Here is a 26,191-nt window from a genome sequence, read left to right as displayed (position 1 = left end):
TCGGATGCCCAACCCGCTCCCCCTCCGGTTCGCCCCCGCCACCTCGGTCGTCTGGCGCGACCCGACGACCCTGCAGATCGGCGTCGAACGGGTGAGCGTCATCCTGCACGACGTCACGCCCACCGAGGAGGCGTTCGTCTGGGCCGTGGCGGGCGGGCTGGGCGACGGCGGCGTCTCGGCGGTGCTCGCCCACACCGGAGGCGACCGCCTCGAGGCGGAGTCACTGGTCGATCGGCTCCGGCCCGCGCTCGAGGCCCCGCACGACGACCGCACGGCCGAGGTCGGGGTGCTCCTCGCCGGTCGGGGCGCCGTGCGCGACGACATCGGTCGGCTGCTGCACGCCGAGGGACTGTCCGTCGTCGTCCCCGATCCCGACGATCCGCACGGGTGGAACCCGGGGCGGGTGGTCGGTGTGCTCGTGGGCGGTCTCGCGCTCGACCCCGGTGTGTCGTCGGCGTGGACCCGTCACGACCTCCCGCACCTGCTCGTGCGCACGGGCGACCGGTCCATCCGGGTCGGACCCCTGGTCGTCCCCGGGGTCACGGCCTGCGGCCGCTGCCTGCACCTCGAGGCCGGCGACGCCGACCGCGCCTGGCCGGCCATCGCCGGTCAGTTGAGCAGCAGGCCGGCCCACGATCCCCGCCCCCTCGTCGTCCGCGAGGCCGCTCTCCGTGCCGTGCGTCGGCTGCTGGCCTGGGCGTCGACGCCGACCCTCGGTGAGCGGAGCGGCGACGCCTCCGCCGGCGACGTCGAGGGGCTCGCCGCCGACCTCGGGCTCGTCACCCGGATCGATCTGCGCACGGGCGCCGTCACGACGACGTCGTCGCGCCCCCACCCCGACTGCGGATGCGCAGTTCTTCCAGGAACCTGCTCGGCTGACGCGCGCCTCCTCGGCCCTGACCCGTCTGGCTCCACGAGAGCCTGAGGCGCTCGCGGGCGCGGGTGATGCCGACGTAGAGCAGGCGGCGCTCCTCGTCGATCGCCTCGAAGCCCTGGGCGTAGCTGATCGGGACGAGCCCCTCGCTCAGGCCCACCAGGTAGACGCTCCGCCATTCGAGCCCCTTGGCGGAGTGCAGGGTGGCCAGGGTGACCGAGGGCATCGTGGGCTCGTGCTGGCCGGCCTGACGGGCGAGGAGCTCGTCGACGAACTGCCGGAGGGTCGTCTCGGCGGGCGAGTTCTCGGCGAGGCCCATCAGCGCGTTCAGCGACTCCCAGCGGTCGCGCACGGCGCCGCGCTGCTCGGGTGCCTCCTGGGTCCAGCCCAGCGACCGGAGCACGTCGCTGACGGTCTTGAACAGCGGCTCCCCCACGATGCTGACGGCCGCCCCTTTCAGCATCATGATCGCCTCCTTCACCTCCCGCAGCTCGAAGAAGCGGGTGGCCCCGTGAATCCGGGTCGACACCCCGACGTCGGCCAGGGCGCGCTCGATGGCCGCCGCCTGCACGTTGACGCGGTAGAGCACGGCGATCTCCTCGGGGGCGACGCCCGATCGGATCTCGTCGGCGATGGTCTGGGCCACCCCGCGTGCCTCGGACGAGTCGCTCGGGTACTCGACGACCGGCGGCACCGGGCCCGTCGTCTCGACCGCGGGGTGCAGGTGCAGCGCACCGGGGCGACCGCGCATCAGCTGGTTCGCGGTGTCGACGATCTGGCGCGACGAGCGGTAGTTCTGCTCGAGCCGGACCACCGTGGCGTCGTCGTACCGCGAGCCGAAGCCCAGCAGGTAGTCCGCCGAGGCCCCGGCGAACGAGTAGATGGTCTGGCTCGCGTCGCCGACCACGCAGAGGTCGTTGCGGTCGCCGAGCCACAGCTCGAGGAGCTCCTGCTGCAGGGGCGAGACGTCCTGGTACTCGTCGACCACGAAGAAGCGGTACTGCTCTCTGACCTGCTGGGCCACGCGCGGCTCGAGCTGGAGCATGCCGACCGTCGCGAGCAGGACGTCCTCGAAGTCGAGCTGACGGCGCTCGTCCTTGATGTCCTCGTAGGCGGCGTGCAGATCGACGGCCCGCTCGGGGCTCACGTTCTGGGGCAGGCTCCGGCCCGGCAGGGCGCGGGCGTACGACTCGAGGGTGAGGCGCGAGACCTTCCGCCACTCGATCTCGCCCGCCATGTCGCGCAGCGACGCCGTGTCGAGCTTCAGACCGAGCCGCTCGGCGGCGTGCGCGATGAGCTTGCCCTTGCCGTCGACGAGCCGGGGCATCTGGCCGCCCATGGTCTGGGGCCAGAAGAACGACAGCTGCGACAGGGCCGAGGCGTGGAACGTCCGGGCCGAGACGCCGCCGGCGCCGAGCGCCCGGAGCCGCCCCCGCAGCTCGGCCGCCGCACGCGACGTGAAGGTGAGGGCCATGACCCGGTTCGGCGCGTACACGCCGGTCGCGACGCCGTAGGCGATCCGGTGGGTGATGGCGCGGGTCTTGCCGGTGCCCGCCCCCGCCAGGAGGCAGACCGGGCCGAGCAGTCGACGCGCGGCCTCGCGCTGCTGCTCGTCGAGGCCCGCGATGAGTTCGGCGGCCTCGGTCACTGGTCGATCTCGCCGCCGTACCAGTCCTCGATGATCGCCCGCGCGATCGACGTGCGTCCGGGCAGGATGACCTCGCCTAGGCTGGCGGCGAGCTCGGCTCGGCTGAACCAGCGCAGTTCGAGGATCTCGGCGCCGTCGGGCTCGAGCACGCCGGGGTCGTCGACGTCGACCTTCGCCCGGAACCCCAGCATGAGGCTCGCCGGGAACGGCCAGGGCTGCGACCCGACGTACTCGGGGTCGATGACCTTGATGCCGGACTCCTCGAAGATCTCGCGCTGCACGGCCTGCTCGAGGGACTCCCCGGGCTCGACGAATCCGGCCAGGAGCGAGTACCGGTTGTTCTCCCAGAGGGCGTTGGACCCCAGCAGGAGGCGCTCGTCGGCATCCGTGACCGCCACGATGATCGCGGGGTCGGTCCGGGGGAACACCTCGTGCCCGTCGTCGGGATCGCGTCGCACCCACCCGGCCTTGTCGGTGACGAGGGGACGACCGCTCCGCGGCGAGTACCGGTGCGAGTCGTGCCAGTTCGCGACCGCGATCGCCTCGACCGCCAGTCCGGCGTCGCGGGCGCTCAGGTCGCTGCCGAAGGCCCGCAGGCTGCCCCAGGCCGACTCGTCGGCCTCGAGCGCCTTCGCCTGGTCGTCGGCGAGCAGAGCGGCGACCAGCGGCGTGCCGACCGGCTCGAGCGCGTCGACGGCGCGCGACAGCCCGAGGTAGACGTAGTCGTCGGCCGTGGGGACGTCCTTGGCCGGCAGCAGGGCCAGGCGGTCGGGAGCCGCCATCAGCGTGCGTCCGCGCCAGAGCGGGAGCACGCGGGTGTCGTCCGACGCGAGGAGGTCGGAGACGGCGTCGGCGCGGTCGCGCGTGAGGTAGTCGCGGTCCACCTGGTGGCGAGCGAGCGGGAGGCGGTCCGTCAGAGGCGAGGACATCGAACGACCAATCATCACGAGTTGACAGCGTGGCGCACGGCGGGGCACCGCACGCAGCGGCCTACCCTGAAGGCATGGCCAGATCTCATCTCACTCTAGCCGCGTTGGCCACGGCGGCTGTCGCCGACCTGGACGTCTCCGCGGCCGCCGCGCACGGCTCGACGACGGGCAGCGACTACGACTCCGCGCTGCTCAACGGACGGACCGGCGAGCACTGGATCATCCGCGTCCCGCGTTCGCAGCGGGCCGAGGCGCGCCAGTCCGCCGACCTCGTGGCGCTGCGCGCCCTGAGCGCCGGCGTGCGGGGACGGCTCCCGTTCGCGGTCCCGCAGTACCGCGGGCAGGCCCCGCTCGGGCGCACCCGCGGCATCGTCTACGACTTCGTCCCCGGCGAGCATCTGACGGCGTCGCGGGTCACTCCCGGGTCCGGCCTCCCCGAGGTCCTCGGCCGGGGCATCGCCGCGATCCACTCGCTTCCCACCAGCTTCGTCACCGACGCCGGCCTGACGAGCCACACGCCGTTCGAGGCGATGCGCTCGACGGCGTCGCTGGTCGACCGGGCGGCCTCCACGCGCCTCCTGCCCGCCGCCCTGCTCGAACGGTGGGAGGCCGCGATCCAGGACCACCTGCTCTGGCAGTTCCAGCCCACGGTCGTCAACGGGTCGCTCGATGCGGGCTCGATCCTGGTGTCGGGCGACGACGTCACGGGCGTGCTCGGCTGGCACGACCTGCAGGTGGGCGATCCCGCCCGCGATCTCGCCTGGCTGCTCGGCGCCCCGACGGCGGTCGAGGCCGCGTTCGAGGCGTACAACACGGCCCGCGGCACGAGCGACCACCAGCTCCGACACCGCGCGACGCTCTATCACGAGCTCGAGCTCGCGAAGTGGCTGCTGCACGGCACGAGCACGAAGAGCACCGAGGTCGTCGACGACGCCGTCGAGCTGATGGGGAGCCTCGTCGACTCGCTGCAGCTCGACCGGAGCGGGTCGATCGGCGCCGGCTCGACCGCCGCCCTCGACATCGACGGGGTCGAGAAGCTGCTCTCGTCCACCGAGCGCCGTCACGGCTGAGCCGGGACCCCCGTCTCGACGCGATCCCAGAGGGAGAGCAGCTCGTCGCGATCGGCGACGTGCGTCGGTCTGAGCACCCGGTCGTCGGCCACGAAGTAGAACGCGGCGTCGATCGAGTCGGCGTCGATCCCGCGATAGGCGGCGTACGCCTCGCGATACAGCGCCAGCTGCAGCTGCTTGAGCTCGAGGTCGGCCTCGTCGACGGGTGAGCGGCCGGTCTTCCAGTCCACGACCTCGAAGCGGCCGTCCCGGGCGAACACCGCGTCGATCTTGCAGATCACGGTGCGTCGGCCGAGCGGCAGATGCACCTCGAGCTCCACGTCGACCGGTTCGCGCTCCGCCCATTCGGACCGCTCGAAGGTCGCCTGCAGCTCGACGAGCCGCCGGGCGTCGTCGGGATCGACGAGTCCGGTGGCGCCGCCGACGCGCTCATCGTCGAGGTCCGTCTCGGCGTCGAAGGCGTCGAGCACCTCGGTGCGTCCGGTCGGCCGGTACCTCGCCTCGACCCACTCGTGGAACAGGGTGCCGAGCCGGGTGGCCCGATAGGGCCGCTCGGGCAGCGGACGGCGGAGAGCGGCGGCCACCGCCGCGGGATCGTCGACGTAGTCCTTGAACCGGGACGCCGGGATGCGCTGGGGCAGCGCGATCGACCCCGCTCGCTCGCGGATGGCGTCGCGTTCGAGCAGCAGGAGGTCGATGTCGGCCGCCCACGGCGCCGACGGGTCGTCCGACGGGGTCCGCTCCGGGTCTCGCCGGACGGCGATCGCACGCGAGACGCGGCTCGCGGCCTGCTCGACGGACTCTCGCCGAGGACCCAGCGGATCGAGGGGCCACGGGAGCTCCCGGGAGACGTCGGCCAGGGGGTTCTCCTCGTCCGCGGGCGCCTCGGGCACGTCCTCGGCGGCGACGAGACCGGCGTCGACCAGGTCGCGCAGGTAGCGGCTCGCGGCCCTCGGCTTGATCGTCGACGACCAGAACGAGCCGGTGAGCAGCAGGTCGTCCTTCGCTCGCGTGAAGGCGACGTAGGCCAGACGCCGCTCCTCGGCGAGGTGCCGCGCGACGAGCTCGTCCTTGAACGCCGCGAGGCGGCGGTCGAAGTCCTTCTGATCGTCGACGCCGCGCCAGCCGAGGTCGGGCAGTTCGGCCGCGTCTCCGCGGAACTCGTACGGGAGCTCGCCGAAGCCGAGCCACCCCGCCCCGGCCCGCGAGGTGCCGGGGAGCTCGCCCTCGACCAGGCGCGGGACGCCGACGACGTCCCATTCGAGCCCCTTCGAGCCGTGGATCGTCAGCAGCTGGACGGTCCCGCGTTCTCCGGCCTCGGATCGCGGCCCCATGTCATCGCGGCGCTCGGCCGCCGACAGCCAGGAGAGGAACCCGCCGAGCGAGGCGTTCTCGTCCGTGGCGACGTAGCCGGAGAGCTCGTCGTCGAACGCCTGCAGCCAGGCGCCGCCGTGCACGGCTCCCGTCGCCGCCGCGACCTCGACGTCGAGGAGCATCTCCTGCTGGACGACGGTCACGAGGTCGACGAGGTCGAGGCCGGTCCGGCTCCGCAGGAACGCCAGCTGCGCCCCGAGTCGACGCAGGCGGAGGAGCCCCTCCGGGCTGAAGGCCTCGAGCTGACGGTGGCCGAGCGGCGCCGTCGTCACGAAGTCGAGGGCGTCGACGATCGAGCCGTGCTCGCCGGGGGCGACCGAGGCCCGGAACCCCGCGGTGGCCTCGTCGGAGAGCACCTGCTGCGCGTGGTCGTGACCGAAGAGCCAGGACGAGACCCCGCGCAGCGCGGCCACGTCGTGCACGCCGACCCGCCAGCGCGCACCGACCATGAGCCTGATCAGCTCGGAGCCCGCGGCGGGATCGTGCAGCACGCGGAGGCAGGAGACCAGGTCGACCACCTCGGGGCGCTGGAGGAGCCCCCCGACGCCGAGGACGTGGTGCGGGACCCCTCGCTCGGCGAGCGCCTCGACGAACACGGGCATGGTCTTCTTCGAGCGGAACAGGAGTGCGGCCGTGCGCTGAGCCGGCTGCCCGTCGACCGTCGTGGGGACGGCGAGCTGCCGCGCGAACCAGTCGGCGACGCGGGCCGCCTCGGCCGGGAGCGTCTGCTCGTAGACGACCCCGACGCGGCCCTCGGGGGCGGCCGGTCGCGGCCTGAGCGCCCCGACGCCGGCGTCGGCGGCGGCCGCGAGCTCGGCCACGACGGCGTTCGCGGCGTCGAGCACGCTCGAGGCGTTGCGCCAGCTCGTCGACAGGCTGTACGACGTGCCGGTCGCCGCCTCGAAGTCGACCGGGAACCGGCCGAGGTTCGCCGCGCTCGCCCCGCGGAACCCGTAGATCGACTGGTGGGGGTCGCCGACCGCCATGACGCCCGTCCCCCGGAAGAGCCGGGACAGCAGCCTCGTCTGCACGACGCTCGTGTCCTGGTACTCGTCGAGCAGGACGACGCGGAACCTCGCGCGCAGCTCCGCGATCACCTCGGGTGCGGTCTCGCAGACCTCGAGCGCGAGGGCGACCTGGTCGGAGTACTCGACGAAGCCGCGGCGGGCCTTCTCGTCGGCGAAGGCCGTGGCGATCTCGAGCAGCGGCGGAAGCGACGAGACCGCCGAGACGGCGTCGGTCACCGACCTGTAGGCGCTGCCCTTGGTCGACGGCAGACCCGCCAGGTCGAGGAAGCTCTCGGCGAGTCCGGCGACCGGCGCCGCCTCGGCCACGTTCTCGCTGAGCGCGTGACTCAGTCGCAGGACGGCCTCGGTGATCGAGTCGACGCTGCGTCCGAAGCCGGCGAGGCGCTCGTCCCGGCTCGCCACGACGAGCGAGCGCGCCAGCTGCCAGGCGGACGCGTCGCCGAGCACCTGCGATTCGCTCTCGCGACCGACGCGCAGGGCGTTGTCGCGGAAGATGCCGTTGGCGAACGCGTTGTAGGTCGACACCGTGGGCACGTCGAACGGGTCGAGGGGCTCGCCGAGCAGCCCCGCCCCGTCGAGCTGGGCGATGCGGCGCTCGATCCGCTCGCCGAGCTCGCCGGCGGCCTTCCGGGTGAAGGTGAGCCCGAGGACCTCCGACACCCGGACGTGACCGTTCGCCAGCAGCCAGACGACGCGGTTGGCCATGGTCTCGGTCTTGCCGCTGCCGGCCCCGGCGACGACCAGGGCGGGCGCCAGAGGCGCCTCGATCACCGCCTGCTGCTCGGGCGTGGGCGGCGGGAGCTCGAGCACGTGCGCGATCTCGAGCGCGGACAGCGCGGGAGGCGCCGAGGAGGCGCGGGTCGAGCCGGTCATCCGCTCACCTCCCCGACGATGTGGATCCTGCACGGGCCGCCGTGGCGTCCGGTGCAGTGGTCGTCGAGTCGCGCCAGGAACACCCGGTCGGCCATGCCGCGGGCGGCCGTCTCGACGCGATCCCGGAACCGCTGCAGGGTGTCGGCGTCGAAGGGCGCCTGGGTCGGCTCGCGGTAGAGGCGGCCCCGCACGCCCGAGGAGACGATGACGAGCTTGGCTCCCCCGGCGGGGGTCCCCGGCGGGACGGCCTCGATCGCGCCGTCGGCGAGGGCGACCTGGTAGCTGCCGAGCTGCGGGTGCTCCGCGACCGCCGCCGCCGAGGTGGGAGCCGAGCGTCCCGTCTTGAGGTCGACGATGACCGCGGCGCCGTCGCGGGTCCGTTCGACCCGGTCGATCGCGCCCCGCAGCCGGGCCGGCCCGATGTCGAGCTGGAAGGTCGACTCGGCGCCGATCAGAGCCCCTCCGCCGGCCTCGAAGTCGCGCAGGTACGCGGCGAGGCTCTCGGTCATGGCCCTCGCGCGCCGCTTCTCGGACTCGGCGATCCAGGCCGATTCGAACCGCAGCTCGCCCCACCGCGCCTCGACGCCGGCCCAGAGGGACTCGACGTCGCTGTCGACGGCGTGCTCCATCACATCGTGCAGCACCGTGCCGAGGCCCATGGCGGCGTTCGGGGCGGATCCCCCGAACCGGTCGACGAACCAGTGCAGGGGGCACTCCTCGAATGAACCGAGCTGGGAGGGCGAGACGGGGACGCGCGTCTCGGGATCGGTGAGGTCGGCGAGCGGCTCGGTGCTGGTGGCGGCCGGGAGCCCGTACCAGTCGTCGGGCGAGGCTCCGGCCACGCCGGCCTCGGCGAGGCGGGCGAGCCCCTCGGCGGCCGCGTCGGCGCGCATGCTCCGGGGCGAGGCGACGAGCGCGTGGCGGAGGTGTCCGACCAGACCGCGCAGCGACAGGGGGTGCCCGGCCGGTGCCGTGGGCGTGCCGTCGGGCAGCAGCCGGTGGAAGACGGACGGACCCTCGTCGTCGTTCGCCGTGCACGACAGCACCACCTGCCGCGTGGCGCGCGAGACGGTGAGGGCGAACATCCGGAGCTCGTCGGAGAGGACGGCGGCGCGGTCGTCGACCGTCGACGTCTCGGCCGCCGCCTCGGCCGCGGAGCGGCCCGCGGCCTCGACGAGGTCGTCGGGGCCGAGCAGGGCTCCCCGGAGGCGGAGGTTCGGCCAGACGCCGTCCTGCAGCCGGGCGGCGACGACGACGTCGACCTCGACGCCCACGGCGCCGGAGGGCGAGCACACCAGGACGGCGTCGGCCGACGTCTGCGGCGACAGGGTGTCGTCGGGGACCTCCGCCCCGAGCAGGGCGTCGAGGAACCCGATGGCGTCGGCGTCCGGTGTGCGCTCGACGAACCTCTTGGCCGCGGTGAAGAGCGCCACGACGCCGTCGAGGTGCCGATCGGCCTCGGCCGCGACGATGCCCCGACCGGCGGACTGCGCGGACCACTGCGCCGCGAGCCCGCTGCGCTCCCAGAGCCCCCAGAGGATCTCCTCGATGCTGGCCCCCTCGTCGGCCGCTCGCCGGGCGGCGTCGAGGCTGCTCGCGAAGCGTCCGGCCCGGGCGGCGAATCGGGAGTCGATCGTGACGAGGCGACCGGGACCGCTCAGGGCCTCGACCAGGAGGTCGTCGGCCGACCGGGCGCCCCCCGCCGAGAGCTCGTCGGCACGGAGGGCCAGACGCAGACGGCGGAGGGCCAGGGCGTCGAATCCGGCCAGAGGGCCCGACAGCAGCTCGCCGGCCGCCTCGGGGGTGAGGTCGTCGCGCCCGACCGCGACCGACGCGGCGAGCAGCAGATGACGTGCGCCGTGCTCGTCGCGAACGGCGCGGCCGGCGACGGAGGTGCGGGTGGGGACCTCGGCCGCCTGGAGCCCTCTGGCCACCGTGGCGATCTGGCCGCCGCTGCGGACGACGACCATCATCCGCGACCAGGGGACGTGACGGACGAGGTGGTGCTCGCGCATCAGACGGGCCACCGACGAGATCTCGTGGGCCGGGCTGTCGGCCCGCACGGTGACGATCGGCGGCGCCGCCTCGCCGGCGGGTGCCGGGGGCTCGGCGCCGGCCACCGCGGCGTGCTGACGCCCGGCTCCGGCCGTGCCGATCCGCGCCGTCACGCGACCGACGAGGTCGCGCAGGGCGGGGCCGTGACGGTGCGCGGTCGACAGGAACAGCGTGCGGGCGTCATCGACGCCGAGGCGGGACCCCAGCCGGCCGAGGACGTCGGGGCTGCCGCCTCGGAACGCGTTCGTGGAGAGGTCGGGGTCGCCGAATGCGATCACGGCGACGCCGCGACGGACGAGCGCCCGGAGGAGGGAGACGGTCGACTCGGTGGCCTCGTGGGCGTCGTCGACGAGCACGAGGCGCAGCCCGTCGATCACGGGCGCCGTCTCGCCGCGATCGAGGGCGGCCACGGCGTAGTCGACGAGCTCGGCGGAGTCGAGGTGGCGGCCGGGGAAGCCGTCGACGACGCGGTGGTACTCGTCGGCCAGGTCGGCGACGGCGCGCCACTCGGGGCGACCCTCTCGCTCGGCCAGCGCCCGGAGGTCGTCCGACGAGAGCCGGTGCTCGGTGGCGCGCATGAGCATCTCGCGGAGCTCGGTTCGGAATCCACGGAGCGCCCGCACCTGCGGGCCGAGCTGCTCGGGCCACTCGGGGCCGGTGCCGTCGGCCTCGTGGCCGTCGAGGAGCGCGCGCACGACGCTGTCCTGGTCGCCGCCGGTGAGGAGCGTCGGGGGCTCGACGCCGGCCGTCCGGGCGGCGTGCCCCACGATGTCGAAGGCCAGGGACGAGACGGTGCGGGCGAGCGGGCCGGGCGTCGGGACGGCCAGATGAGCGGCGATGACGTCGCGGAGGCGCGTGGCGGTCGATCGCGCCGGAGTCAGCACCAGCACGGCGCGCGGTCCGTGCCCCCGCCCCTCCACCCGATCGACCACGGTCTCGACGAGCGTGGTCGTCTTGCCCGTCCCGGGGGCGCCGATGACGGCCGCCGACACCCCGTCGGGAAGCGCCACGACCTCGGCCTGCGACGGGTCGAGCCGCAGCGGCGCCGCCGGACGCCGCTCGTCGCCCTCACGTCGGAACCCGGTCGTCGCCATGACCTCGACGCTAGCGGCTTGCGCCGACAGTGAACGCGGCGGCCCGGCTCGACCTGGTCGGATATCGTGACCTCGTGGACATCAGAATCGGCATCGCCAACAGCCCCCGTGAGATCAGCTTCGAGACGTCGCAGAGCGCGGCCGAGGTCGAGAAGGTCGTCGCCGACGCCCTCGACGGCGGCAAGTCGTACGTCACGCTCGCCGACTCGAAGGGCAAGACCTACCTCGTCCCGACGGCGTCGCTCGCCTACATCGAGGTCGGCTCCGAGGAGAGCCGCCGGGTCGGCTTCGTCGGCTGACCATGGAGCTCCTCTTCGTCGTGCTCGGCGGGGCGATCCTGGGCATCCTCGCCCACGTCGCCCTGCCGGCCTCCGACACCCGCGGCGTCGTCCTCGCCCCCGCCTTCGGCGCGGGCGCCGCGGCCGTCGTGTGGGAGGTCCTGACCTGGCTCGGCTGGCCGGCCGACGGCGGATGGATCTGGGTCGCCTCCCTGGTGATCCCGGCGATCGTCTGCGTCATCGTGTGCCGGCGGGCCGCCTCCGTCCGACGTCGACGCGACACCGAGCTCTTCGACCGCCTCGTCGCCTCCTGACGACCCGGAGCCCGCACGGGCCGGCGGATCGGTCCCCCGCGGGGCGACCGGTCAGGCCGTGAGGCCGAGGGCGTCCATCCGACGCGTGTGGGCCGCGATCAGCTCGGTGAAGACCGGCTCGAGCCGCTCGTCGTCGGCGGACTCGTGCGACGCCGAGATGGCCGCTCGCGCGACCAGCAGCGTGTCGCCGACCAGGCGGCGACCCCAGAGGGCGAGTCGCGAGGCCAGCCTCGGGTCGGACTCGATCGAGCTCGACAGCACCTCGGCCACCGTGGCGGCGTCGTCGCCGGCCTCGAGGACCCTGACGATGCGATCGCGGTTGTCGGTCGGGAGCCCCGCGGCGAGACGCACGAAGACGTCGTCGAGGAGACCGGCGCAGACGTAGTGGGCGAGCATGGACTCGTACCAGGTCGCGCCGGCGGTCCGCCGGCGGAACTCGTCGATGGCGGCCACATGGGGCTCCATCGACTCGGTCGCCGGGTTGCCGGTCCGCTCGATCTCGGCGATGAGGCCCCGGTGACGATCGAGGGCTGCGCCGGCGACCCGCCCGGTGACGGCCTTGGCGTGCACGGACGGGGCGGAGCCGGCCGCGCGTCCGAGCGACTCGGACAGAGCGAGCTGCAGATAGGCCGCCTGACCCAGATACACCGCCAGGTCGGGCGTGAAATCACCGAGCTCGACCCTGTTGACGGGGAGCTGTCGGGCGGAGGGACGCGGCCATTGCAGCGAGGGAACGACGCGCTGCGACCCTCGGCCCATCCATGACACCACGCCGACAGCTTACGGGGTCCGGAGGCCCGTCCGGGGCGACGGGCTAAACTCGACGCATCCCCCTATATGAGACAGGGCAACAACAGTGACTTTCACAGACCTCTCGATCGACCAGGACATGGTCGACGCACTGGCCGCGAAGGGGATCGTCGAACCGTTCCCCATCCAGACCCAGACCATCCCGCTCGCTCTCTCCGGCCAGGACATCATCGGCCAGGCCAAGACGGGCACCGGCAAGACCCTCGGCTTCGGCCTCCCGATCGCCCAGCGCATCGGGGTCGACCCGTCGCCCGGCGTCAAGGTGCTCGTCGTCGTCCCGACCCGCGAACTCTGCGTCCAGGTCGCCGAGGACCTCGAGGTCGCGACCTCGAACCGAGCGACCAAGGTCGTCAGCATCTACGGCGGCAAGGCCTACGAAGGCCAGGTCGAACAGCTCAAGGCCGGCGCCCAGATCGTCGTGGGCACCCCCGGGCGCCTCCTCGACCTCGCCGGCCAGCGCCTCCTGAACCTCAAGGAGGTGCAGGAGGTCGTGCTCGACGAGGCCGACAAGATGCTCGACCTCGGATTCCTCAGCGACATCGAGAAGATCTTCCAGCAGGTCCCGGCGACCCGGCACACCATGCTCTTCTCGGCGACGATGCCCGGCCCGATCGTCGCCCTCGCGCGTCGCTTCATGACCCGTCCGATCCACATCCGTGCGACCGACCCCGACGAGGGCCTGACCCAGGCCAACATCAAGCACGTCGTGTACCGGGCGCACTCGCTCGACAAGGACGAGGTCATCGCGCGCATCCTCCAGGCCGAGGGCCGAGGAAAGACGGTGATCTTCACGCGGACCAAGCGCGCCGCCGCGAAGCTCGTCGAAGAGCTGAACGACCGCGGGTTCAACGCCGCCGCCGTGCACGGCGACCTCAACCAGGAGCAGCGCGAACGCGCGATGGCCGCGTTCAAGGCCGGCAAGAAGGACATCCTCATCGCCACCGACGTCGCGGCCCGGGGCATCGACGTCAACGACGTCACGCACGTCATCAACCACACGGTGCCGGACGACCACGACACCTACCTGCACCGTGCAGGCCGCACCGGACGTGCGGGGAAGACCGGCATCGCCGTCACCTTCGTCGACTGGGCGGACATGCACAAGTGGGCGCTCATCAACCGGGCCCTCGACATGGGCCAGCCCGAGCCCGTCGAGACCTACTCGTCGAGTCCGCACCTGTTCACCGACCTCGACATCCCCGCCGGGACCAAGGGCCGCCTCCGTTCGGCCCCCAAGGCCGCCGTCGAAGGCGGGGCCGCGGCTCCTCGCGAGCGCAACCCCGGATCGCGCGGTCGCTCGCGGACCCGCGACGACGACGGGGGCCGCTCGTCGGGCCGTCCGGCCGCCGCACCGGCCACGCCCGAGGCCGACGGGGCCGCGACGCCGGCCGGCGATTCCGGTGGGGAGGGCGGCGCACCCCGCCGTCGCAGCCGCAACCGTCGCCGTCGCCCCGCGGGCGACTCGCCGTCGCAGGCCTGACCCGTACCACCGACGACGCCCCTCGCCCACCGGCGAGGGGGCGTCGTCGTGTCCGGCCCGACCGGGGCGGACCCGGTGCGGCGACGGTCGGCGGCTCCTCAGCCGCGGATCGGGGCCCAGCCCGTGGCGGCGGCGACGATGCGGTCGAACTGCTCGGGATCGGTGCTGTTCTCGCCGAGCCGGTTGGGCTTGCCCTCGCCGTGGTAGTCGCTCGATCCGGTGACGATCAGATCGTGGCGCTCGGCGAGCTCGCGGAGCCGCTCGGCTCCCGCCTCGGTGTTCTCGCGGTGTCGGATCTCGACGCCCATCAGCCCCGCCTCGACGAGGGCGGCGAAGCCCTTCTCGGAGACGTTGGGCTCGCGGCCGCGGGTCGCCGGATGGGCGATCACCGGGACGCCTCCGGCCTCTCGGATGAGACGGACGCCGACCAGGGGGCTCGGCGCCTCGTGGGGTTCGTAGTATCCCGACCGCCAGTGCAGGATGCCGGCGAAGGCCGCGCTGCGATCCGGCGCGTACCCCCGGGAGACCAGGGCGTCGGCGATGTGCGGCCGGCCCAGCGTCGCGCCGTCGGTCGACTGGTCGAGGACGTCCTGCCAGGTGATGTCGTAGTCGACGGCGATGCGTTCGACGATGCGCTCCGCGCGGTGCAGCCGGCTGTCGCGGAGCCGGGCGGTCTCGGCGACGAGGTTCGCGTCGGTCGGGTCGAAGAGGTAGCCGAGCATGTGCACGCTGTTCAGCCCGAGTCGCGTGCTGAGCTCCATGCCGGGCACGAGGGTGACCCCGGTGCCCACGACGGCGCGCGTCGCCTCGGCCCAGCCTGCGGTGGAATCGTGGTCGGTGAGGGCGACGGCACCGAGGCCGGCCGTCGCGGCGGCGGCGATCAGCTCCGCCGGGGTCTCGGTGCCGTCCGAGACGCTGCTGTGCGTGTGCAGATCGATCGGTCGTGACGGCATCCCTCCATCGTAGGCGGCGTCGCCTATGCTCGGTCAGGCCATGATCCGTCGTCTCGTCGCCCTCGTCCTCGTGCTCGCCGTCGCTGCGGCACTCCTCCTGGCGCTCTGGCCGCAGGCGCTCGACCTGCAGCGCAGCTGGCCGGCCGCCCAACTGGTCTCGTTCCGCATCGTCGCCGGCGCCATCGCCGTCGCCGCGGCGGTCGTCCTGCTGATCCTGGGGCTCTTCGCGCGCCGGATCCGTTCGACGACCGCGTCGATCGCCGTGCTCGCCCTCGTCTTCGGCGCGGTCTCCGGCGGCGTGCTCGCCTCGAGGGGCCTGGGCCGCGACGACTTCACCGACGCCCTCGACACCGATGTGACCGTCCTGTCCTGGAACACGCTCGGCGGCGGCCCCGGAGTCGAGGCGATCGCCGACCTGGCCGTCGAGGTCGGGGCCGACGTGGTCACCCTGCCCGAGACCGACGCGGCGACCGCGAAGGCCGTCTCGGACGCCATGAACGCCGCCGGTCTGCCGATGGCGTGGTTCACGTCGAGCTACGACGACGTGTCGACGGCCAAGCCGACGTCGCTGCTCGTGTCCACGGCCCTGGGCGAGTACACGGTCGCCACGGCGGACGACGGCACGTCCGTCACGACGACGCCCGGCATGCCCAGCATCGTCGCCACCCCGACCGACGAGGCCTCGCCCGTGATCGTCGCCGCGCACCCGGTGGCCCCGTTGCGTGAGGACATGGGCTCGTGGCGGGCCGGTCTCGGTGTGCTCTCCGACGCCTGCGCGTCGGGCAACGTGATCATGGCGGGCGACTTCAACGCCACGGTCGACCACATGGCGGGCCTCGGCCGCGACGGGGGCGCCCTCGGCGCCTGCCGCGACGCCGCGGTGGCCACGGCGAACGGCGGCGTCGGCACCTGGCCCACCGACCTCAGCCCCCTGCTCGGCACGCCCATCGACCACGTCCTGGCGACCCGGCACTGGCTCGCCACCGGCTTCCGTGTCGTCACCGACCTCGACGAGGCCGGGAGCGATCACCGGCCCGTCGTCGCCCAGCTGAGCCGCACCGGCGCCTGACGCGCGGGCCCCGTGCGCACGAGCCCGACGTTCGCGCGAGAATGGGTCCATGGCTGAACAGAAGGCACCTCGCGCGACCACGAACCGCTCCACGACCCCCGGATCCGACACCTTCAAGGACTACATCTCGTCGCAGTGGGCCGAGCGGCCCGCCGACCTCCCCGCGCCCCGCGAGCAGGCGCCGTACGCCGCCGCTCGTCGGTCCGCCCTCTCGGCCCTCCACCCGGGCAAGCGGCTCGTCGTCCCGGCCGGTCGAGCGAAGGTCCGCTCGAACGACTGCGACTACCCGTTCCGCGCCCACTCCGGCTTCTCCCACCTGACCGGCTGGGGCTCCGACACCGTCCCCGGCTCCGTCCTGGTGCTCGAGCCGACCGACGACGGACACGAGGCCACCCTGTACTTCCGGGCGAGCGCGGGCCGCGACTCGGACGAGTTCTACGCCAACCCCGAGATCGGCGAGTTCTGGATCGGCCCGCGTCCGTCTCTGGCGCAGGTCGGCGCCGACCTGGGACTGGCCACCCTCGACCTCGGCGACCTCGACGCCGTGCTGAGCACGTCCGACGCCGACACGCTGCTCCTCCGCGAGGCCGACCCGGAGCTCACCGCCCGTCTCGACGAGATCGGCCGATCGCAGGCGGACGAGTCGCCGGCGGTCGGCGGGTCCCCGGCCGACGGCGGACCCGGCGCACGCGACCTCGCCCGCGACCTGAGCGAGCTGCGTCTGGTCAAGGACGAGTACGAGATCGCCCAGATGCGTCAGGCCGTCACGGTGACCGGGCGCGGGTTCACGGACGTCGTGGCCGACCTCGACGACGTCCTCGCGCATCCTCGGGGCGAGCGCCTCGTCGAGGGCACCTTCAACCGGCGGGCCCGCGCGGACGGCAACACCGTCGGCTACGACACCATCGCGGCCTCCGGCGACCACGCCTGCGTGCTGCACTGGACGCGCAACGACGGCGCCGTCCGCGACGGCGACCTCATCCTGATCGACGCCGGCATCGAGCTCGACAGCCTCTACACGGCCGACATCACCCGCACCCTCCCGGTGTCGGGCCGCTTCACCGACGTGCAGCGTCTGGTCTACGAGGCCGTGCTCGACGCCGCGGACGCCGCCTTCGCGATCGTTCGTCCCGGCATCCGGTTCCGCGAGATCCACGCCGAGGCCATGCGCGTCATCGCGGAGAAGACCGCCGAGTGGGGGTTCCTCCCGGTCAGCGCCGCCGAGTCCCTCGAGCCCGACCACCAGTACCACCGCCGCTACATGGTGCACGGCACCAGCCACCACTTGGGCATCGACGTCCACGACTGCGCCGCGGCCCGACGCGACCTCTACCTCGACGGCGTGCTCGAGCCCGGCATGGTGTTCACCATCGAGCCCGGTCTCTACTTCCAGCCCGACGACCTCACCGTGCCGGAGGAGTTCCGCGGGATCGGCGTGCGGATCGAGGACGACATCGTCGTCACGGCCGACGGCGCCGAGAACCTCTCGGTCGGGATCCCGCGCACCGTCGCCGACGTCGAGGCCTGGGTCGCGCGCGGCTGACGCCTCCGCCTCCGGTCCGCGACACGGAAGGGGCCCGAGCCGCACGCATCCCGCGCGGCTCGGGCCCCTTCCGTCACTCCACGTGACGAGTCGAGCCCGGCGGCTCAGGGGCGGGGATCTCCCCCGCCCTCATCGCTCTCGTCGTCGCCGGCAGGCCGTCGGCGACTGGTGACGAGCACCACGGCGACCGCCCCGAGGGCCACGACCACGATGCCGATCCCGATCCCGATGACCAGCCCCAGGTCGGTCCCGTCGCCGTCGGCGGCGGCAGCCGTCGTCGCGGCCGAGGGCTCGGCGGAGGCGCCGGGCACGACGGTCTGCTCGGGGTCCGGTGTCGCGGTCGCCGTCTCGGTGCCGTCGGCGGCTCCGTCGGTCGCGCCTCCCGAGGGGTCGCAGGTCGGCCGCTCGGAGGCGCCCTCCGCCGCGACGGTGTCGGCGGGCGGCTGGTAGACGAACGACAAGGCGTTTGAGACGGTGTGGCCGTCGGCGGAGACCGCCTGGTAGGTCATCGTGTAGTCCCCCGCGCCTCCCAGGGCCACCCCGGTGCTGAGGACGGGCCCGTCCGACGTCGAGCAGCCGTCCTCGAAATGACGGCCGGAGGCGTCGGTCACCTCGAGGACGTTCGACGAGCCCGTTCCCGAGAGGTCGAGCACGAGATCGCTGAAGGTGACCGACACCTCGTCGAGGGCGGTCGTCACGGTCGACCCCTGCGCCGGCGTGCTGGACAGGACGTAGTCGTGAGCGGAGGCGCCCAGGGCGGGCACGAGGACCATCGCCCCCAGGCCGACTGCGCCCACCGTAGCGAGAGCCGACCGACGGAGGACCCGGTCACGCGACCGCCCGGGTGCCGCGACGCGGCTCATCGTCCGGACCGGTCGTCGGCGGAGCGGCCTGCTGCCGAGGGACGAGGACGCCGGGTCAGGGCCACGACGCTGACGACGAGGGCGACGGCGCCGAGCGCGAGCCCCCCGATGCCGAAGGCGACGGCCACCGACGAGGATCCGTCGTCCGCCGGGGCCGAGTCGCCGCCGGCCGCCACCGCGGCGTCGTCCGACTCGTGGGCGTGGCCCTCGTCGGGCGGGGTGTCGTTCACGTAGAGCGTCGGGGCGGGGTTCTCGGGCTCGTCGCCCGACGCCGGGGTCGGCTCGTCCCAGTCGACGACCGTGCCGTCGCTGTAGCGCTGGTGCGCGGGCAGCACGACCGACCCGGTGTCGGGCACGGCGCCGGCCGAGATCACGAACTGCTGGAACTGGCCGGGGGCGATCTCGGTGCCCTCGTCGGCCGTCCAGGTGACGGTGAGCGGCGCCTCCGAGACGGTGGCGCCGTCGATCTCGACGGGCTCGGGCAGAGCGCCGGTCGCGACCTCGGCCGTCCAGCCCGGCAGGGGCTGGTACGACACCGAGGTGAAGGGGGTGTCGGTCGGCAGGTCGACGACGAATGCGACCGTGCCGGCATCCGCCGACTCGTTGGGGACCTTGAAGGTCAGGGTCGAGTACGAGCCGGCTTCGGCCTGGCCCGGCTCGACGTGCACGTGCGCCGAGGCGGCCAGAGGCGCGGCGACGGCCAGCAGGGTGGCGGCGCCGAGCGCGGCGCCTGCTCGGAGGGCGAGGGAGGTCTTCTTCACGGGATGGTCCTGTTCTCGGTCGCGCAGGGCGACCGTGGTCTGAGGGGCCGTCGTGCCACGGGCGCGGGCACGACGGGACGCGCCGCCGGGTGGGCGACGCTCGGGATCAGACGGACAGGGGCGGTCCGCGCCGGGGACTCGCGCGGAGGAACCGCAGCGGGGCGGGACGCAGCCCGGGCGAGGCGGTGGGGGGAGGGAGGCGCGCCTCCGGGGAGAGGACGACGACCCTCTCGACGAGACGGCGGGCCACGGCGGCCCGCCGCGAGGCGATGCGGAGGAGAGAGGCGACGACTCGATGTCCCCGGACCAGCCCGACGACGGTGAGCAGCGCGGCGACCCCGTGGGCGAGCCACATGACGGGCCCGGCCATGTGCATGGCGGGCGACGAGCCCGCCGCCGCGGCCGCCGAGACGATCAGCGGCGAGTGGTGCCCTCCGGTCGCCGTCGCTCCCGCGGGCACCGCCGACCCGAGCGAGAACAGCAGGTGGAAGGCGACCTGGCTCAGGACGACGGACAGGGCGATGCGGGCGGTCGACAGCCGCCGCCCCGCGAGGGCGATGCAGACCGGGACGGCGAACGCGACGGCGAGCCCGACCCCGAGGAGGCCCGGCTCGGCGCCGCCGCCGGCCACGTGCGAGAAGGCGGCGACGACGACGGAGAAGCCGGCGGTGAGCCAGCCGCGGAGGAACCGCACCCGTCGGTCGATCATCAGCGCTTCTGGTCGGGTCGCGAGAGGATCTCGTGGGCGCGCGCCGACAGGCCCGCGTCGACGACGATCTGGTAGTTCGTGGCGAGGACCTGGTGGGTCGACGTGAAGTCTCGACGACGGCGGCTGACGGCGAAGCTCGCGATGCCGTAGAGCATGCCGAAGCCGGCCCCGATGAGGGCCGCGGCGACGACCGTGGTGATCGTCACCGTGGTCGGCGAGAAGACGAGCATGACGAGGCCGAAGAAGACCCCCAGCCAGAGGCCCGTCACGGCGCCCGCCAGCGCGGCCCTGCCGTAGGTGAGACGCCCCGTCACGCGCTCGACGGTGGTGAGGTCGTTGCCGATGATGGCGAGCTGCTTGATCGGGAACTCGGCGTGCGACAGACGCTCGACGACGGCCTGGGCCTCGGGGTAGCTGTCGTACGTGCCGAGCACGTCGCCCTTGGGCACCGTCGGCACCGGTCGGGCGCGGCGACCCAGGGGGCTCGGGTTGGTCATGCACCCATTAAACACGGGGCGCCCTGCGCGAGAGACTAAATTGGACGCGTGAGCGCCACCAGAGTCTTCGTCGCCCGTCTCGCCGGGTGCTCCGTCTTCGACCCCGCCGGCGACAAGGTGGGCAAGGTCCGCGACGTCCTCGTCGTCTACCGGCACACCGAGCCGCCGCGCGTCGTGGGCCTGATCGTCGAGGTCCCCGGCAAGCGACGCGTGTTCGTCGGCATCGGCCGGGTCACGAGCATCGGCTCGGGCCAGATCATCACCAACGGCCTGATCACGCTGCGCCGCTTCGAGCAGCGCGGGGGCGAGACCCGCGTCATCGCCGAGCTGCTCGGCCGCAGGGTCTCGATGCGTCGTGACGGCGTCCGCGCCACGATCGAGGACGTCGCGATGGACGAGGTCGCCGAGGGCGACTGGGAGATCGGGCAGCTGTTCCTCCGCAAGCCCAAGACCACGCCCTCGCCGTTCGGCAAGGGCCCCACGGCCTTCGCCTCCTGGCAGGACGTCCGCGAGGAGACCGCCCCGGGCGAGGCGCAGAGCGCCGAGCACCTCATCGCCGCCTACTCCGACCTCGTGCCGGCCGACCTCGCGAACACGCTGCTCGACCTGACGCCCGAACGGCGCCACGAGGTCGCCGCCGAGCTGCCCGACGACCGGCTGGCCGACGTCCTCGAGGAGCTGCCCGAGAACGAGCAGGTCGAGATCTTCGCGCAGCTCGACGACCACCGGGCGGCCGGTGTGCTCGACCAGATGCAGCCGGACGACGCCGCCGACCTGATCGCCCAGCTGAGCGAGGAGCGCAAGGAGGAGCTCCTCGGCCTGATGGAGCCCGAGGAGGCCGACGACGTGCGGATGCTCCTGAGCTACGACGCCGACACGGCCGGCGGTCTCATGACCACCGAGCCCGTCATCGTCTCCGCCGACGCGACCGTGGCCGAGGGCCTCGCCCTCATCAGGCGGCACGAGCTGGCGCCCGCGCTCGGAGCGGCGGTCTGCGTGACCCTTCCGCCGTACGAACCGCCCACCGGCAGGTTCCTCGGCATGGTGCACTTCCAGCGGATGCTGCGCTACCCGCCGAACGAGCGGCTCGGCACGCTCCTCGACCAGCAGCTCGAACCCGTCCGCGTCGACGCGACCGCTCTCGAGGTCACCCGCGTCATGGCGACGTACAACCTGGTCTCCGTGCCGGTGGTCGATGCCGCGCACCGCCTGGTCGGGGTGGTGACCATCGACGACGTCCTCGACCATGTGCTCCCCGACGACTGGCGCAGCCAGGACCCCGGCCAGCCCCTCAACCGGACCCGACCGCGCATCCGACGCGCTCCCGTGAACACGACCCCGAACAGGAGGACCGATGGCACGCGATAACCGGAGCACCGTCCGCCTCGACTCCCCCAAGGGCCTGCGCACCCGCGTGCTGCCCGGCCGCCGCGGCCCCGGCCGCGACCGCTTCGGTCGCGCGACGGAGTCGATCGCCCGTGGCATGGGCACGCCGTACTTCCTCATCGCGCTGACGCTGTTCTGCGTGGCGTGGATGATCTTCAACAGCACCGCACCCGAGGCGTGGCGCTTCGACAGCGCCGCGATCGGCTTCACCGCGCTGACCCTCATCCTGTCCCTGCAGGCCTCGTACGCGGCGCCGCTGATCCTGCTCGCGCAGAACCGGCAGGACGACCGCGACCGCGTGCAGTTCGAACAGGACCGCCAGCGGGCCGAGCGCAACCTCGCCGACACCGAGTACCTCGCGCGCGAGGTCGTGGCCCTCCGCATCGCCATCCGCGACATGGCCAGCAAGGACTTCATCCGGGCCGAGCTGCGATCGCTGCTCGACGAGCTGGACCGCCGCGACGCCGACGAGACCGGCGAGGCGGACGCGACCCGCGCCTCCTCGACCCCTTCTCGGCGCGATCCGCGACACGACGGCCACCGTGGCTGACGCCGACGCGACGACGGACGCCCTCGTCGCCGGCGTCCGGCAGGCGCTGACGCGCGTGCTCGACCCCGAGATCCGCAAGCCCGTGACCGAGCTCGACATGATCGGCGACGTCACGGTCGATCGAGGAGGCGCGGCGACGGTCTCCGTGAAGCTCACGATCGTGGGGTGCCCCGCCGCCGACACCATCGAGCACGACGTCCGCCAGGCGACCGCGTCGGTGGCGGGCGTCACCGCGGTCACCGTCGACGTGACGGTCATGACCCGCGACGAACGCCGGGCCCTGACCGAGAAGCTCCGCGACGGCCGCGCGGCCCGCGGCATGCAGTTCGGACCCGACTCGCTGACGCGGGTCTACGCGGTGACGAGCGGCAAGGGCGGTGTCGGCAAGTCGACCGTCACGGCGAACCTCGCCGTGGCCCTCGCGGCCCGCGGGCTGGCCGTCGGGATCGTCGACGCCGACGTGTACGGCTTCAGCATCCCCGGCCTGCTCGGTCTGGTCGGCGACGACGGCGCCTCGGTCAAGCCCACGCAGGTCGACGACATGATCCTGCCGCCGGTCGCCCACGGCGTGAAGGTCATCTCGATCGGCATGTTCGTCGACGACGCCTCGACGGCCGTCGCCTGGCGGGGCCCCATGCTGCACCGCACGATCCAGCAGTTCCTCACCGACGTCTACTTCGGCGACCTCGACGTGCTGCTGCTCGACCTGCCGCCCGGCACCGGGGACGTCGCGATCTCCGTCGGCCAGCTGCTCCCCCACGCCGAGGTGCTCGTCGTGACGACACCGCAGCCCGCGGCGGCCGACGTGGCCGAGCGGAGCGGCGTCGTGGCCCGTCAGACGGGTCAGCGCCTGCTGGGCGTCGTCGAGAACATGGCCGGACTGCCGCAGGCCGACGGCTCGGTCCTGGAGCTCTTCGGGTCGGGCGGCGGCGCCGAGACGGCCCGGCGACTGTCGTCGGGCCAGGACACGCCCGTCACCGTCCTGGCCAGCGTCCCGCTCAGCGTGGCCCTCCGCGAGGGCGGTGACGCCGGCACCCCCGTGGTGCTCGCCGCGCCGTCCGATCCCGCGGCGCGGGCGATCGAGTCGCTCGCCGACCGGTTGGCCGTCCGCGAGCGCGGGCTCGCCGGTCGGAAGCTCGGCCTCAGCGTCGGTTGAGGCGGCGGCCGGCGAGCCGGCTGAGGCGGCGGCCGAGGTGCCGGCTGAGGCGCAGGCCGGGGCGACGGCACGCGCCCGCCGCCTCGCCTCCTGCAGGCTCCCGGATACGCGAGAGGGGCGCCTCGTCGATGCGAGACGCCCCTCGGGCTGCACTGCGTCGGCGCTCAGGCACCGACCGCCGGAGTCAGCTCCAGCGGCTGTAGGTCTTGGTGGGGATGGCGTGGAATCCGTCGCGGGCGACGGAGACGATCGAGCCGGTGACTCCGACGACTGCTGCGATGGCCAGGACGATGATGCCGGTGAACATGGTGGTTCTCTTTCTCGGCGCGATGCGTCGCGCGGTTGTGATGGTGCGGACACGGCGCGGGACGACGCCGTGTGTGATGGGTGGTTCCGCTGTGCATCCAGCGGGTACCCGAGCCTCGGGACCAGGTCGACCGAGGGGCCGGAGCGCATGGGGTCGCTCCGAGGACATCTCTATTCTGCGCCCAGAGAAGACGTAGATCAATCTCACGTTGCTACCGAAACACCGTAGATTTACTACATGGATGTCAAGAGACTCGAGCTGCTCCGCGAACTGGCCGAGCGCGGCAGCATCGCCGCCGTCGCGCGCGCCACGCACCGCACCCCCTCCGCGGTCTCGCAGCAGCTGAAGGTGCTGGAGAAGGAGGCCGGCGTCGCACTCACGGAGCGCATCGGGCGGGGCGTGGTGCTGACCGGATCGGGTCGGGTGCTGGCTCAGACCGCGACCGACGTCGCGGTGGCCCTCGAGCGCGCCCAGGCGGTCTGGGACGACTTCGTCGCGACCCCGCAGGGCGAGGTCACGCTCGCGACGTTCCCGACCGGGGGCCAGATGCTGCTGCCCGGCCTGCTGCGGACGGTCGCCGAGACCCCCGGGCTGACCGTGACGGCCACCGACCACGACCCCTCGATCCGCGAGTTCGCCGACCTGGCCGGCGACCACGACGTGGTCGTCGCCCACTCGTCCGAGAGCCGCTCGTGGCGCGGCCGGGGCCTGATCACGGTGCCGCTGCTGACCGAGCCCCTCGACATCGCGCTGCCCGCCGACCATCGGCTGGCCGGGCGCGCCTCGCTCTCCCCCGGCGACCTCGAGGGCGAGAACTGGATCGGCGTGCCGAGCGGGTTCCCGTTCGAGTGGGTCTACACCGAGATCGAGCGCGTGACGGGCAGCCCGGTGCGGATCTCGCAGCGGTTCAGCGACACCAAGGTCACCGAGGCGCTGGTCGGGTCGGGTCTCGGCATCGCCGTCCTGCCGCGGTTCACCGCCAAGGAGGCACGGGACGACATGGTCCTGGTGCCTCTCGAGAGCATCCGGGCCGTCCGGTACGTCTCGGCGCTGATGCGCCGCGACCGCGCCGAGCGCCCGAGCGTCCGCCGCGTCGTCGACTCCCTGCGCGCCGAGGCCACGCGCGTGGCGGGCCTGCACGGCGGCGTCTGAGCCGCCCCGCCGACGCCCGCCGCCGCGGCCCGTGACGGGAGGCGCCTAGGTCGCCTCGGAGTCGTAGGGCGCGACCTCGCCTGCGGTGAGGGGCACGATGCTCGGTCGGACCCCCCGGCCGGGCAGACCGACGGACACCGCCGCCGCCGTCGCCGTCGCACCGGCGGCGCCGACCGACGACCCGCCGGGCTCGGGCGGATCGAGCAGGGCGTCGCGGATGATGCGTCGCGGGTCGTACTGCCGGGGGTCGAGCTTCTGCCACTCGACGTCGTCGAACTCGGGGCCCATCTCGCTGCGCATGCGCTCCTTGGCGCCGTTGGCCATGTTCTTGACCGTCTTGACCAGCTGGGCGAGCTTGGCCGCGTAGACGGGCAGCCGATCCGGGCCGAGGAGGAACACGGCCAGCACGCCCACGATGAGCAGCTTGTCGAACGTCAGACCGGAGAGGGACACGCAAGCAGACTAACCGCTGCCGCCGACAGGCACCCCCTAGAGTTGGCCTTTCGAGGAGTGGGTGTGTCGCACATAGAGTCAAGCTGGAAGTTCGCAGAAGAGCTCGTCACCGAGAGCGGGCCGCTCGCCGAGGCTCGACAGCACTCGCTCGAGCTCGGGGTCGAGCCGGTGTCGCCCGCGGTGGGCGCGCAGCTGGCGGTCGTCGCCGCCGCATCGGCCGCGAAGAACGTGATCGAGATCGGCACGGGCCTGGGCGTCAGCGGCCTGTGGCTGCTCCGAGGCGCACCCCAGGCGACCCTCACCTCGATCGACCGCGAGGTCGACCACCAGCAGGCCGCGCGCGACGCCTACCTGAGCGCCGGCGTGCCGGTGAACCGCTTCCGGCTGATCACCGGCCGCGCCTCCGACGTCCTGCCCCGGATGAACGAGAACTCGTACGACATCGTCTTCGTCGACGCCGACCCCGGCTCGGTGATCGAGTACGTCGAGCACGGTCTCCGCCTGGCCCGCCCCGGCGGCCTCGTGCTGGTGGCCCACGCCCTGTGGCACGGCTCGGTCGCGAACCCCGCCAAGCGCGACGCCACGACGACGGGCTTCCGCACCCTCCTGACCGAGGTCTCGACCTCCCCGGCCGTGATCAGCTCGCTCTCGACGGCGGGCGACGGACTCCTCCAGCTCGTCAAGCTCTGACCGCCGAGCCCCCCGCGGTCCCGACGACACGGAACAGCCCCGCCGATCGGTGATCGACGGGGCTGTTCGCGGTGATGCTGGGAAGGTGGCCGACTAGGCGCCGACGACGCCGGCGAGGGCGTCGTGGAGCTCTTTGGCTTCGTCGTCGTTGACCGACACCACGAGCCGTCCCCCACCCTCGAGCGGAACACGCACGATGATGAGACGGCCCTCCTTCACGGCTTCCATCGGTCCGTCGCCGGTCCTCGGCTTCATGGCTGCCATCAGATAGTCCC

25 protein-coding genes are annotated in these 26,191 nt (G+C 73.2%); 12 read left to right on the top strand and 13 right to left on the bottom strand.

All coding sequences use genetic code 11. The features are described from left to right. Positions 1 to 4 precede the first annotated feature (4 nt). A complete protein-coding gene (locus FFA01_RS05700; protein ID WP_146853876.1) occupies positions 5 to 925 on the top strand; it encodes a hypothetical protein in 921 nt (306 codons plus the stop codon). Here FFA01_RS05700 and FFA01_RS05695 read toward each other — a convergent pair. Both FFA01_RS05695 and nudC read right to left on the bottom strand, forming a co-directional pair. Beyond that, entirely contained in the window at positions 810 to 2,522 is a 1,713-nt protein-coding gene (locus FFA01_RS05695; RefSeq protein WP_146853874.1) for an ATP-dependent helicase, read from the bottom strand. The genes FFA01_RS05700 and FFA01_RS05695 overlap by 116 nt on opposite strands. After that, positions 2,519 to 3,451, bottom strand: a complete 933-nt coding sequence (gene nudC, locus FFA01_RS05690) for an NAD(+) diphosphatase (RefSeq protein WP_146853872.1) — start codon at positions 3,449 to 3,451, stop codon at positions 2,519 to 2,521. The genes FFA01_RS05695 and nudC overlap by 4 nt, the downstream gene beginning before the upstream one ends. Positions 3,452 to 3,525: 74 nt before the next feature. Between nudC and FFA01_RS05685 the strand changes: the two genes are divergently transcribed. Continuing rightward, complete coding sequence (locus FFA01_RS05685; RefSeq protein ID WP_146853870.1) at positions 3,526 to 4,521, top strand: phosphotransferase; 996 nt, start codon at positions 3,526 to 3,528, stop codon at positions 4,519 to 4,521. Here FFA01_RS05685 and FFA01_RS05680 read toward each other — a convergent pair. Together FFA01_RS05680 and FFA01_RS16390 are read right to left on the bottom strand one after the other, a co-directional pair. Then, a complete protein-coding gene (locus FFA01_RS05680) occupies positions 4,512 to 7,796 on the bottom strand; it encodes an ATP-dependent helicase (protein WP_146853868.1) in 3,285 nt (1,094 codons plus the stop codon). The two genes, FFA01_RS05685 and FFA01_RS05680, sit on opposite strands and share 10 nt — an antisense overlap. Beyond that, positions 7,793 to 10,945: a UrvD/REP family ATP-dependent DNA helicase gene (locus FFA01_RS16390; RefSeq protein WP_146853866.1), complete on the bottom strand. Its 3,153-nt coding sequence runs from the start codon at positions 10,943 to 10,945 to the stop codon at positions 7,793 to 7,795. The genes FFA01_RS05680 and FFA01_RS16390 overlap by 4 nt, the downstream gene beginning before the upstream one ends. Before the next feature lie 74 nt (positions 10,946 to 11,019). Here FFA01_RS16390 and FFA01_RS05670 point away from each other — a divergent pair, with 74 nt between their 5' ends. Together FFA01_RS05670 and FFA01_RS05665 are read left to right on the top strand one after the other, a co-directional pair. After that, entirely contained in the window at positions 11,020 to 11,244 is a 225-nt protein-coding gene (locus FFA01_RS05670) for a DUF3107 domain-containing protein (protein WP_146853863.1), read from the top strand. 2 nt (positions 11,245 to 11,246) lie between these two features. Beyond that, positions 11,247 to 11,537 (top strand): hypothetical protein, encoded by a 291-nt coding sequence (locus FFA01_RS05665; RefSeq protein WP_146853861.1) that lies wholly within the window; start codon positions 11,247 to 11,249, stop codon positions 11,535 to 11,537. A 51-nt stretch (positions 11,538 to 11,588) separates the two neighbouring features. Here FFA01_RS05665 and FFA01_RS05660 read toward each other — a convergent pair whose 3' ends face one another. Continuing rightward, a complete protein-coding gene (locus tag FFA01_RS05660; RefSeq protein WP_244289707.1) occupies positions 11,589 to 12,308 on the bottom strand; it encodes a ferritin-like fold-containing protein in 720 nt (239 codons plus the stop codon). 85 nt (positions 12,309 to 12,393) lie between these two features. On the opposite strand from FFA01_RS05660, the gene FFA01_RS05655 reads away from it, so the two are divergent. Then, positions 12,394 to 13,827: a DEAD/DEAH box helicase gene (locus FFA01_RS05655; protein WP_146853859.1), complete on the top strand. Its 1,434-nt coding sequence runs from the start codon at positions 12,394 to 12,396 to the stop codon at positions 13,825 to 13,827. 98 nt (positions 13,828 to 13,925) lie between these two features. Here FFA01_RS05655 and FFA01_RS05650 read toward each other — a convergent pair whose 3' ends face one another. Beyond that, positions 13,926 to 14,780, bottom strand: a complete 855-nt coding sequence (locus tag FFA01_RS05650) for a PHP domain-containing protein (RefSeq protein WP_146853857.1) — start codon at positions 14,778 to 14,780, stop codon at positions 13,926 to 13,928. Between the two features lie 40 nt (positions 14,781 to 14,820). Between FFA01_RS05650 and FFA01_RS05645 the strand changes: the two genes are divergently transcribed. Together FFA01_RS05645 and FFA01_RS05640 are read left to right on the top strand one after the other, a co-directional pair. After that, positions 14,821 to 15,849, top strand: a complete 1,029-nt coding sequence (locus tag FFA01_RS05645; protein ID WP_146853855.1) for an endonuclease/exonuclease/phosphatase family protein — start codon at positions 14,821 to 14,823, stop codon at positions 15,847 to 15,849. Between the two features lie 49 nt (positions 15,850 to 15,898). Then, complete coding sequence (locus tag FFA01_RS05640) at positions 15,899 to 17,392, top strand: aminopeptidase P family protein (protein WP_146853853.1); 1,494 nt, start codon at positions 15,899 to 15,901, stop codon at positions 17,390 to 17,392. Between the two features lie 104 nt (positions 17,393 to 17,496). Here the strand turns inward: FFA01_RS05640 and FFA01_RS05635 are convergent, their stop codons facing one another. The 4 genes from FFA01_RS05635 to FFA01_RS05620 form a co-directional block, all read right to left on the bottom strand. After that, positions 17,497 to 18,189, bottom strand: coding sequence for a copper resistance CopC family protein (locus FFA01_RS05635; RefSeq protein ID WP_244289706.1), 693 nt, complete (start codon positions 18,187 to 18,189; stop codon positions 17,497 to 17,499). Positions 18,190 to 18,251: 62 nt separating this feature from the next. Beyond that, positions 18,252 to 19,016 carry a YcnI family copper-binding membrane protein gene (locus FFA01_RS05630; protein WP_146853851.1) on the bottom strand — a complete coding sequence of 255 codons (765 nt, stop codon included), beginning with the start codon at positions 19,014 to 19,016 and terminating at the stop codon, positions 18,252 to 18,254. Between the two features lie 106 nt (positions 19,017 to 19,122). Then, on the bottom strand, positions 19,123 to 19,725 hold the full coding sequence (locus tag FFA01_RS05625; protein WP_146853849.1) for a hypothetical protein: 603 nt from the start codon (positions 19,723 to 19,725) through the stop codon (positions 19,123 to 19,125). Next, positions 19,725 to 20,222: a YflT domain-containing protein gene (locus FFA01_RS05620; protein WP_146853847.1), complete on the bottom strand. Its 498-nt coding sequence runs from the start codon at positions 20,220 to 20,222 to the stop codon at positions 19,725 to 19,727. Before FFA01_RS05620 ends, FFA01_RS05625 begins: the two co-directional genes overlap by 1 nt. A gap of 48 nt (positions 20,223 to 20,270) precedes the next feature. On the opposite strand from FFA01_RS05620, the gene FFA01_RS05615 reads away from it, so the two are divergent. The 3 genes from FFA01_RS05615 to FFA01_RS05605 are packed head-to-tail and all read left to right on the top strand — an operon-like array spanning position 20,271 to position 23,314. Further along, positions 20,271 to 21,590, top strand: coding sequence for a magnesium transporter MgtE N-terminal domain-containing protein (locus FFA01_RS05615; RefSeq protein ID WP_146853845.1), 1,320 nt, complete (start codon positions 20,271 to 20,273; stop codon positions 21,588 to 21,590). Next, positions 21,577 to 22,158: a DUF1003 domain-containing protein gene (locus FFA01_RS05610; protein WP_146853843.1), complete on the top strand. Its 582-nt coding sequence runs from the start codon at positions 21,577 to 21,579 to the stop codon at positions 22,156 to 22,158. Before FFA01_RS05615 ends, FFA01_RS05610 begins: the two co-directional genes overlap by 14 nt. After that, entirely contained in the window at positions 22,151 to 23,314 is a 1,164-nt protein-coding gene (locus FFA01_RS05605; protein ID WP_244289705.1) for an Mrp/NBP35 family ATP-binding protein, read from the top strand. The genes FFA01_RS05610 and FFA01_RS05605 overlap by 8 nt, the downstream gene beginning before the upstream one ends. Before the next feature lie 184 nt (positions 23,315 to 23,498). Here FFA01_RS05605 and FFA01_RS16385 read toward each other — a convergent pair whose 3' ends face one another. Further along, positions 23,499 to 23,621 (bottom strand): hypothetical protein, encoded by a 123-nt coding sequence (locus FFA01_RS16385; protein WP_259394111.1) that lies wholly within the window; start codon positions 23,619 to 23,621, stop codon positions 23,499 to 23,501. Between the two features lie 237 nt (positions 23,622 to 23,858). Between FFA01_RS16385 and FFA01_RS05600 the strand changes: the two genes are divergently transcribed. Next, on the top strand, positions 23,859 to 24,773 hold the full coding sequence (locus FFA01_RS05600) for a LysR family transcriptional regulator (RefSeq protein WP_146853839.1): 915 nt from the start codon (positions 23,859 to 23,861) through the stop codon (positions 24,771 to 24,773). A gap of 45 nt (positions 24,774 to 24,818) precedes the next feature. On the opposite strand, the gene FFA01_RS05595 is transcribed toward FFA01_RS05600, so the two are convergent. Next, positions 24,819 to 25,226, bottom strand: a complete 408-nt coding sequence (locus FFA01_RS05595) for a twin-arginine translocase TatA/TatE family subunit (RefSeq protein ID WP_146853837.1) — start codon at positions 25,224 to 25,226, stop codon at positions 24,819 to 24,821. A gap of 63 nt (positions 25,227 to 25,289) precedes the next feature. Here FFA01_RS05595 and FFA01_RS05590 point away from each other — a divergent pair, with 63 nt between their 5' ends. Beyond that, the gene (locus FFA01_RS05590) at positions 25,290 to 25,916 is read left to right on the top strand and encodes an O-methyltransferase (RefSeq protein WP_146853835.1); all 627 of its coding nucleotides are present in this window, start codon (positions 25,290 to 25,292) and stop codon (positions 25,914 to 25,916) included. A gap of 93 nt (positions 25,917 to 26,009) precedes the next feature. Here FFA01_RS05590 and FFA01_RS05585 read toward each other — a convergent pair whose 3' ends face one another. Beyond that, complete coding sequence (locus FFA01_RS05585; protein ID WP_146853833.1) at positions 26,010 to 26,180, bottom strand: DUF3117 domain-containing protein; 171 nt, start codon at positions 26,178 to 26,180, stop codon at positions 26,010 to 26,012. Positions 26,181 to 26,191 lie beyond the last annotated feature (11 nt).

This window comes from Frigoribacterium faeni (genome assembly GCF_007988805.1).
Lineage (GTDB): Bacteria > Actinomycetota > Actinomycetes > Actinomycetales > Microbacteriaceae > Frigoribacterium > Frigoribacterium faeni.
Note: the sequence above shows the minus strand (reverse complement) of the source record. Positions and strands in the feature narration are given on the sequence as shown.

Coding starts and splice junctions, on each gene's coding strand:
- FFA01_RS05625 (WP_146853849.1), bottom strand. CDS start 19,725: ATGATCGACCGACGGGTGCGGTTCCTCCGCGGCTGGCTCACCGCCGGC.
- FFA01_RS05650 (WP_146853857.1), bottom strand. CDS start 14,780: ATGCCGTCACGACCGATCGATCTGCACACGCACAGCAGCGTCTCGGAC.
- FFA01_RS16385 (WP_259394111.1), bottom strand. CDS start 23,621: ATGTTCACCGGCATCATCGTCCTGGCCATCGCAGCAGTCGTCGGAGTC.
- FFA01_RS05640 (WP_146853853.1), top strand. CDS start 15,899: ATGGCTGAACAGAAGGCACCTCGCGCGACCACGAACCGCTCCACGACC.
- FFA01_RS05600 (WP_146853839.1), top strand. CDS start 23,859: ATGGATGTCAAGAGACTCGAGCTGCTCCGCGAACTGGCCGAGCGCGGC.
- FFA01_RS05620 (WP_146853847.1), bottom strand. CDS start 20,222: ATGACCAACCCGAGCCCCCTGGGTCGCCGCGCCCGACCGGTGCCGACG.
- FFA01_RS05585 (WP_146853833.1), bottom strand. CDS start 26,180: ATGGCAGCCATGAAGCCGAGGACCGGCGACGGACCGATGGAAGCCGTG.
- nudC (WP_146853872.1), bottom strand. CDS start 3,451: ATGTCCTCGCCTCTGACGGACCGCCTCCCGCTCGCTCGCCACCAGGTG.
- FFA01_RS05680 (WP_146853868.1), bottom strand. CDS start 7,796: ATGACCGGCTCGACCCGCGCCTCCTCGGCGCCTCCCGCGCTGTCCGCG.
- FFA01_RS05685 (WP_146853870.1), top strand. CDS start 3,526: ATGGCCAGATCTCATCTCACTCTAGCCGCGTTGGCCACGGCGGCTGTC.
- FFA01_RS05610 (WP_146853843.1), top strand. CDS start 21,577: ATGGCACGCGATAACCGGAGCACCGTCCGCCTCGACTCCCCCAAGGGC.
- FFA01_RS05645 (WP_146853855.1), top strand. CDS start 14,821: ATGATCCGTCGTCTCGTCGCCCTCGTCCTCGTGCTCGCCGTCGCTGCG.
- FFA01_RS05665 (WP_146853861.1), top strand. CDS start 11,247: ATGGAGCTCCTCTTCGTCGTGCTCGGCGGGGCGATCCTGGGCATCCTC.
- FFA01_RS05700 (WP_146853876.1), top strand. CDS start 5: ATGCCCAACCCGCTCCCCCTCCGGTTCGCCCCCGCCACCTCGGTCGTC.
- FFA01_RS16390 (WP_146853866.1), bottom strand. CDS start 10,945: ATGGCGACGACCGGGTTCCGACGTGAGGGCGACGAGCGGCGTCCGGCG.